The following is a 6615-nucleotide window of genomic DNA, read 5'->3' as shown; positions in this document are numbered from 1 at the left end:
CGTCCGCGGCCCCAGGCGCGTCGCCCAGCGCGTCACCAGCGCCGGTTCGGCGCGCAGGTAGGGAATCTCGGCCGGAACGGTCGCCAGCGTGGTGCCGAGGCGGTGCGGCAGGCTGAGCAGAGCGGCGTGGGCGTCGTGCGGCGGCGGCGAGTCGGACCGTCCGACGACGGCGTCCACACCGGGGAGCGTGGCGAACAGGCGGACGAGCCGGTCGTCGCACTCGACGATCACGCGGGCGCCCCGGCGGCGCAGCAGGGGTGCGTAGCGGGCGAACTGGATGCCGTCGCCGAGCCCCTGCTCGTCGTGCAGCAAGATCGTAAGGCCGTCCGGGTTTCCACCCTCCCACACCGGAGTCGGCAAGCCGCGCGGCGTGACGTGACGGTCGGCCAGCCGGGTGCGCCACTCGTATTCACGGAACCCCGCCTCCAGCTCGCCGCGCAGCAGCAGACAGGTGCCCAGCAGGGTGTGCGCCTCGGCGTTGTCGGGATCGCGGTCGAGGAGGCGTCGGCATTGGGCCTCCGCGTCCCCCATGCGCCGCAGCTTGCTGAACACCAGCCCGAGGTTCAGCCGCGCCGAGGTGAAGTCCGGGTCGATCGTCACCGCCCAATGCAGCGCGCGGGCCGCCTCCTCGTCCCCACCGGTCCGCAGGGAAAGGGCAAGCCCCAGGTTGCTGAGCACGCCGGGTTCGGCTGGGGCCAGCGCCAGCGCCCGGCGTCCGGCGCCGACCGCCTCGTCGTGGCGGCCCATATTCTTGAGCGCGATGCCCAGGTTGGCGCGGGCGCGATGGTCGTCGGGGGCGAGGCGCACCAGCTCCCGCAGCACGCCCTCCGCCTCGCCGTAGCGTTGGCGCATCAGCAGCGCGTGGGCGAGATGGAAGCGGTGGAAGGTGCCGAAGGGATCGAGGACGACGCAGCGGCGCAGCGGTCCGTCGGCCTCCTCCGGCGCGTTGCGGCCGAGCCGCTCCATCGCCAGGGCATGGAAGGCGTCGATGGAGGCGGGGTCGAGGACCACGGCACGACGATGCTCCGACCCGGAGTCCGCGATCGGCTCCTCCGGGACCGGCGGGCCGGTGTCCGGCGAGATCCAGCCGAGCGCGCGGAAATGCTCGATCCGCTCGTGGATCAGCCGGGGGAAGCCGGCGTCGATGGGGACAGGCGCCAGGGACGTCCACATGCCGGGAACGGCACCGCCGTCGAAGCGCCCGGTGGCGTAGAAGCGGTCCAGCCGTTCGCGGTTCGCCGCCGGGTCCTGATCGAAGGCTGCGATCATCTCGCGATGGGCAAAGGCCTGCAGCTTGGCGCGGAAGCGCTCGATCCCGCCCATCCAGGTGAAGTGCCAGCCGGCGTCCGGGACGACCCGCCCATGCCCCAGCTTGGTCAGGTAGCGGGCGCGGTTGGCGCCGATCCGGCGGATCAACTCCCACGGCGCGGCGGCCACCGACACCCAGGGATCGGGCGATTTGAGGTCGAGGAAATAGAGAAAGATGTCGAGGTGCGGCGCGAACAGGGAGCGGCCGTCGTCCGGCTCCCGGCGCAGCCGCTCCATCACCCAGGGCCGGAGGATTTCGTCGACGTCCGAGACGACGATCATGTCCGTCGGGTCGCAGCCGTCGAGACCGCGGGTGATCGCGTCGCGCTGGTGGGCCTCGCGCTGCCACGCGAAGCCGCCGGGATCGTCATTGACGACGACGTGGATGATCTTGTCGGCGTAGGCCGCGAAGCGCGCGCGGTTCTCCGCGTAATGGAGGGGCTTGGGATCGCCGGCGTGGGTGAACGTCGCCTCGACCAGGACGAAGCGGTCGACCACCGCGTCCAGCTCGGCCAGCCGCACCTCCAAAAGGTCCAGCTCGTTGTGGAACTGGAAGCAATCGTAGATCCGCCGCCCGCCGGGTGGCGGGGCCGCGGGCGGCGGCGTATCCGTCAGCGTCGTGACGTAGGCGAACCAGGCGTCGAACCCGCGCAGCGTCGTCCAGACGGCCGACCGGTTCTCCTCCGTGTTGTGGTCGAGCCGCAGCGAACCCTCGATCAGCGCGATCAGCGCCCGTGCCTCCGCCCGCCAAGCCTGCTCCTCTTTGGCCGGGGGGCGGGCGTTCAGGTGGGCGCCCAGCGCGTCCAGCAGGCGCTGCTGCGCGTCGGCCAGACTGGCGGTGACGGCCGACGTTGCCATGTCCGCGGCGGCCCTCCGGTCGCCTCTCAGCTCGTCGAACCACGCCAGCCAGTCCCCGGCCCGTCCGGTCCAGCTCATTTCGGTGGTGACGTGATCGACCTGTTCGCGAAGCCGGCGGGCGGTGGTCGCGCCCTCGTCGCGCCACTGGAGCAGGGCCGTCCGGGCGGTCTCGGCGAAGCGGACGGCGTGTTCCGCCGGGTCCTCCGGAACCGGGATCAGCCGGGCGAAGCCGGCCGTGGTTTCCGGCAACGCCGCCAGCGCGCTGGACAGGACGAGGCAGCCGGCGGCCAGCGCCTCCATGACGGCGATGCAGGAGGTCTCGGCGAAGCGGTTCGGGTAGGCGAGGCCGGTCGCGCCGCGCAACGCCTCGGCCAGAGCACCTTGGGAGACCGCCCCCACATAGTCCACGCCCTCGGTCTCGCGGCAGCGCCGGTAGAGGGCGCCGTAGGGGTCCCGTTCGGCGGGGACCTGATAGCCGTCCAGGCTGGAGAACACCCGGACGGTGGTTCCGGGAATCGCTGCCCGCAGACGGGAAACGCTGTCGAGCAGCACGTCGAGGCCGCGGAAGGGCGTGCTGGTGTAGGCCAGGACCGGCGGCCAGGGCTTCACCGCCCTGATGTCGGCCCCCGGCGGGAACAGGCCGGAAAAGGCCGGCGCGATGCCGTTGCGGAGGATCCGGCAGAGCCGACGGTCGAGGCCGAAGGCAGTAAGATAGCCGTCCATCTGCCAGCGGCTGACGAAGGCGTAGCCGTCCCAGCAGGCGCGTGCCTGGGGCTCCGCAAGGCATTGGGCGGCGGGCTGGTCGATGGCGTGCTGCATCCACAGGATCAGCTTCCGCCCACCGTCGAGGGTCGCGCGCAGCCGGGTCAACGCCTCCGTCGGGCAGCCGTTGAGCAGCACCACGACGTCGAAGACGCGCATACCCTCCCAGGACACCGCTCCGGCGGGAAGGCAGCGCACCCCGCGCACCAGACCGGGCGTCCGGGTGCCGTTGACCAGCGTGACCTCAAGCCCGGCGGCGGCCAGCGCCTCCGCGAGGTAGCACAGGGCCGATTGCGAACCGCCGAGCGGGTGCAGGCGTGGCGTGTCCGGCGTGTAGTCCCCACCCGCCGGGTCGAGAAAGGCGATCTTGACGGTCATGCTGGCTCGGGCTGGCTGGCTGGCGCTGAACAGCGGCTCACGCTGTGGATCGGCGCCCGCGTTCTGCTATCCTACCATCCAAGGCCATGGGCAAAAAGGATGTGCGGCGCGTGACGGAGTTGGCGGCGGAGGGCGTCGGGAAGCCGTGCGCGGAACAGAATCTGGCACTGACGTGGCAGCTTTCGGAGATCCACGGCTGGGGTCTGGTCGGTGTCCACACGGCGCTGCACCTGATCGACCGGGGGCGGCCGCCGCTCCTGCTGGAAAAGCCGCTTCTGTCCACCCTGCGGCCGGAGAACCGGAAAAAGCTGGAAGCCCTGCTGGACGGCCATCGGCAGATCACCGCCATCGCCGAGCGGTCGGGCAACCGGATGCTCGGCCTCAACGACTGCACCGTCCTGCACGCGCTCGGCAACGGCTTCGTCGCCGGGCCGCTCTCCGCCCGGTTCCGCGGCAGCCGCAACGTCGGGGTCATCGCCTTCGAGGACACCCGGTTCGACGAGGACACGCTGCGCCGCGCGCGGAGCTACGACAAGCTCGTGGTCCATTCCGAGTACAACCGGGCGCTGCTGGCCGAGCAGGGCATCACCGACGTCGGCTGTGCCTTCCAGGGCGTGGACCCGGACGAGCTGGCGCCGGTTCCGCCGTCCCGACGCTTCGGCGACCGCTTCGTCGTCTTCTCGGGCGGGAAGGTGGAGTTCCGCAAGGGGCAGGACATCGTGCTCGCCGCCTTCCGCCGGTTCCATGAACGCCATCCCGACGCGCTGCTGGTCACCGCGTGGCACAACCCCTGGCCGCACACCTCCGCCGACATCGCCGAATCCCCGCTGGTGCCCTCCGCCCCCACCGTTGGCGACAATGGCAAGCTGCGCATCGTGGAATGGGCGATGGACTGCGGCGTGCCCCCGGAGGGCTTCGTCGACATGGGCTTTCTCGGGCGCGGCCAGATCGCCGCGATCCTGGCGGACTGCCACGCCGCCCTCTTTCCCAACCGCTGCGAAGGGGCGACCAACCTCGTCGCCATGGAAGCGATGGCCTGTGGCGTGCCGGTCATCCTGTCGGCCAACACCGGTCATCTCGACCTGATCCGCGACGGCAATTGCCTGCCGCTGCTCCGGCAGGACCCCGTCACCGATCCCGAATCAGGTCAAGGTGGCCGGCGCCGCGGCTGGGGAGAATCGTCCGTCGAGGAGGTGGTCGCCCATCTCGAAAGCCTCTACACCGACCGCGCCGCCGCCCGCGCCCGTGCCGACACGGCGCGGGCCTTCCTGCGCGGCGGGCGGACGTGGCGCGCTTTCGCCGAGACCTTCGTGGCGGCGGTGGCCTAGGAATGGCGCGGGATATCAAGGATTCCGAAGGCTCCCCATTACACCGGCCGGCGCTCTCGGTCGATCCGGCCGATGCGGTGGCGTGGCAGCACGCGGCGCTCGCCGCCCGAGCGGCGGGCGACGACCTGCGGGCGATCACGCTGTTCGTCCGGGCCGCCCGCCTGCACGGCGACCTCGAAACGCTCAGCCGGCAGATCGGCGAGCCCCTGAGGCTCGCCACCAGCCGGGCCTTGGTGCGCGTGCAGGACGGGGCGGCCGACGAGGCGGCTGCGTTGCTGGAGCCCTTGGCGCGCCTCATCCCGCCACAGGGCGACCTCGCCCGTGCCCTGGGTGTCGTGCGCCTGGTCCAGGGCCGAGATGCGGAGGCGGAACAGCTGCACGCGGTCGCAGGCTCCGGGGATTGCGGACCGGGAATCGCCCTGCGGGGGATCGCGCGCCTCAAGGCCGATACCGATTTTCTCGGCACCGTGGTGATCCCCGCGCATCGGATGGAGGACACCATCGAGCGGGCGCTCGGCAGCGTCGCCGCCGCGGCCCGCGTCTACCGCGAGACGCTACGGGACCCACGGGCGCAGGTCCATATCTGCGTCGTCGACGATGCCTCCCCCGACGAGACGGCGTCGCGGGTCCTGCGCTGGGCGCGGGCTCATCCGGAGCAGAGCGTCGCGCTGATCGCGAACAACCGCAACCAGGGAGCGGGCCGGTCGCGCAACATCGGCGCCGCCGCGGGGCTTGGCCGGTACATCTGGTTCCTCGACGCCGACGATTACTTCTTCGAGCGGCATTTCGTGCTGACGGCGACGGCGCTGGACCACACCCCCGACGCCGGGTTCGTTCGCACCGGGATGCAGTTCGACAGCATCGACCATGAGATTACCCCTGCGTGGCGTGAGGCGTCGGAGCTGAGCTACCCGTGCAACCTCTGCGTCCGGCGCGTCTGCCACGACCTGATCGGCGGCTTCCCGGAGGAGGCGCCGTTCCACCCGGCCGTGGCCGACGACGTGGCCTACGGCCGGGCGCTCCACAGCATGTTCGGCGGAGTCCGGATCGCGGAGAAGACGGTCCATTACACGATGCGGGCGGACAACGCCCTGGCGCGGCAGCGCCAGACGATGACCAGCGGCGCCAAGCCGACGGAACAGGTCACGTCCGCCCCCCGTTTCGTCGCGATCGAGATCCTGACCCAGCGCCGCCTCCACGCGCTGAAAGCCAGGAGAGACGCGCTTCTGCGCGACGGCCGCTGGAGCGGACCGCCGTTCCTGAGGGCAGAACCCGAGGGTCCGCTCCCGGCCCCGGCAACGGCCCCTTCGGAAACGTGGGACGCCCCGCGCGCCATCGACCTCCTCGCTGTGGCGAAGGAGGCCATCCAGGCCGGGCAGCCCGACCGCGCCGTGGCCGCGCTGACCCGCGCCGCCGCCGAGGACCCCGGCCGCACCGAAGCCTGGTTCGAGTTGGGGTTGCTCGCGCACCGGCTTCGGCGGGACCGGCTTGCGCTGACGGCCTTCCGGGCCGTGACATGCCTTCATCCCGGCGCGGCCGCCGCGTGGTGCAATCTCGGCTCCATGCTGGTCGACGCCGACGCCCATGCCCAGGCTGCCCCCCGGCTGCGCCGCGCCCTGGCGCTCCAGCCGGGCCTCATCAACGCCCAGCACCTGCTGGGCCGCACGAACCGGCGGCTCGGGCAGGACCGGCAGGGGGCACGGGTGCTGGAGCGCGCGCTCCGGCTGGACCCGATGCGGCCCGAACTCAACGCGGACTGTGCGGAGGCCGCGCTGGCCCTCGGCGACGCGCCGGGCGCGGCGGAGCACGCCCGGCGAGCGCTGCGGCTCAGCCCGGAGTTGTACGGCGGCCACGCGGCGCTGGCCGCAGCCCTGGAATCGCTCGGCCGTCCCGACGCGGCGCTGGCGGCCTGGGAGCGGGCGATTCGCTGCAACCCTGGATCTGTCTCTTATACACATCTCCGAGCCCACGAGACTATAAC

The 6615-nt window shown here is 71.8% G+C and carries 3 protein-coding genes; 2 read left to right on the top strand and 1 reads right to left on the bottom strand.

Annotation, left to right across the window (positions count from 1 at the left end):
* The coding region (locus Q4I23_RS28980) for a tetratricopeptide repeat protein (protein WP_498528509.1) at window positions 1-3306 on the bottom strand (3306 nt) is incomplete at its 3' end.
* A gap of 110 nt (window positions 3307-3416) precedes the next feature.
* Between Q4I23_RS28980 and Q4I23_RS28975 the strand changes: the two genes are divergently transcribed.
* Window positions 3417-4634: a glycosyltransferase family 4 protein gene (locus Q4I23_RS28975; RefSeq protein ID WP_498528508.1), complete on the top strand. Its 1218-nt coding sequence runs from the start codon at window positions 3417-3419 to the stop codon at window positions 4632-4634.
* Between the two features lie 2 nt (window positions 4635-4636).
* Window positions 4637-6615, top strand: a 1979-nt coding sequence (locus Q4I23_RS28970; protein WP_498528507.1) for a glycosyltransferase, incomplete at its 3' end; no start/stop codon positions are given.

The organism is Azospirillum sp. UFLA03-27 (genome assembly GCF_059803775.1).
The sequence above is the reverse complement of the archived record's forward strand: the minus strand, read 5'-3'. Positions and strand labels throughout refer to the sequence as shown.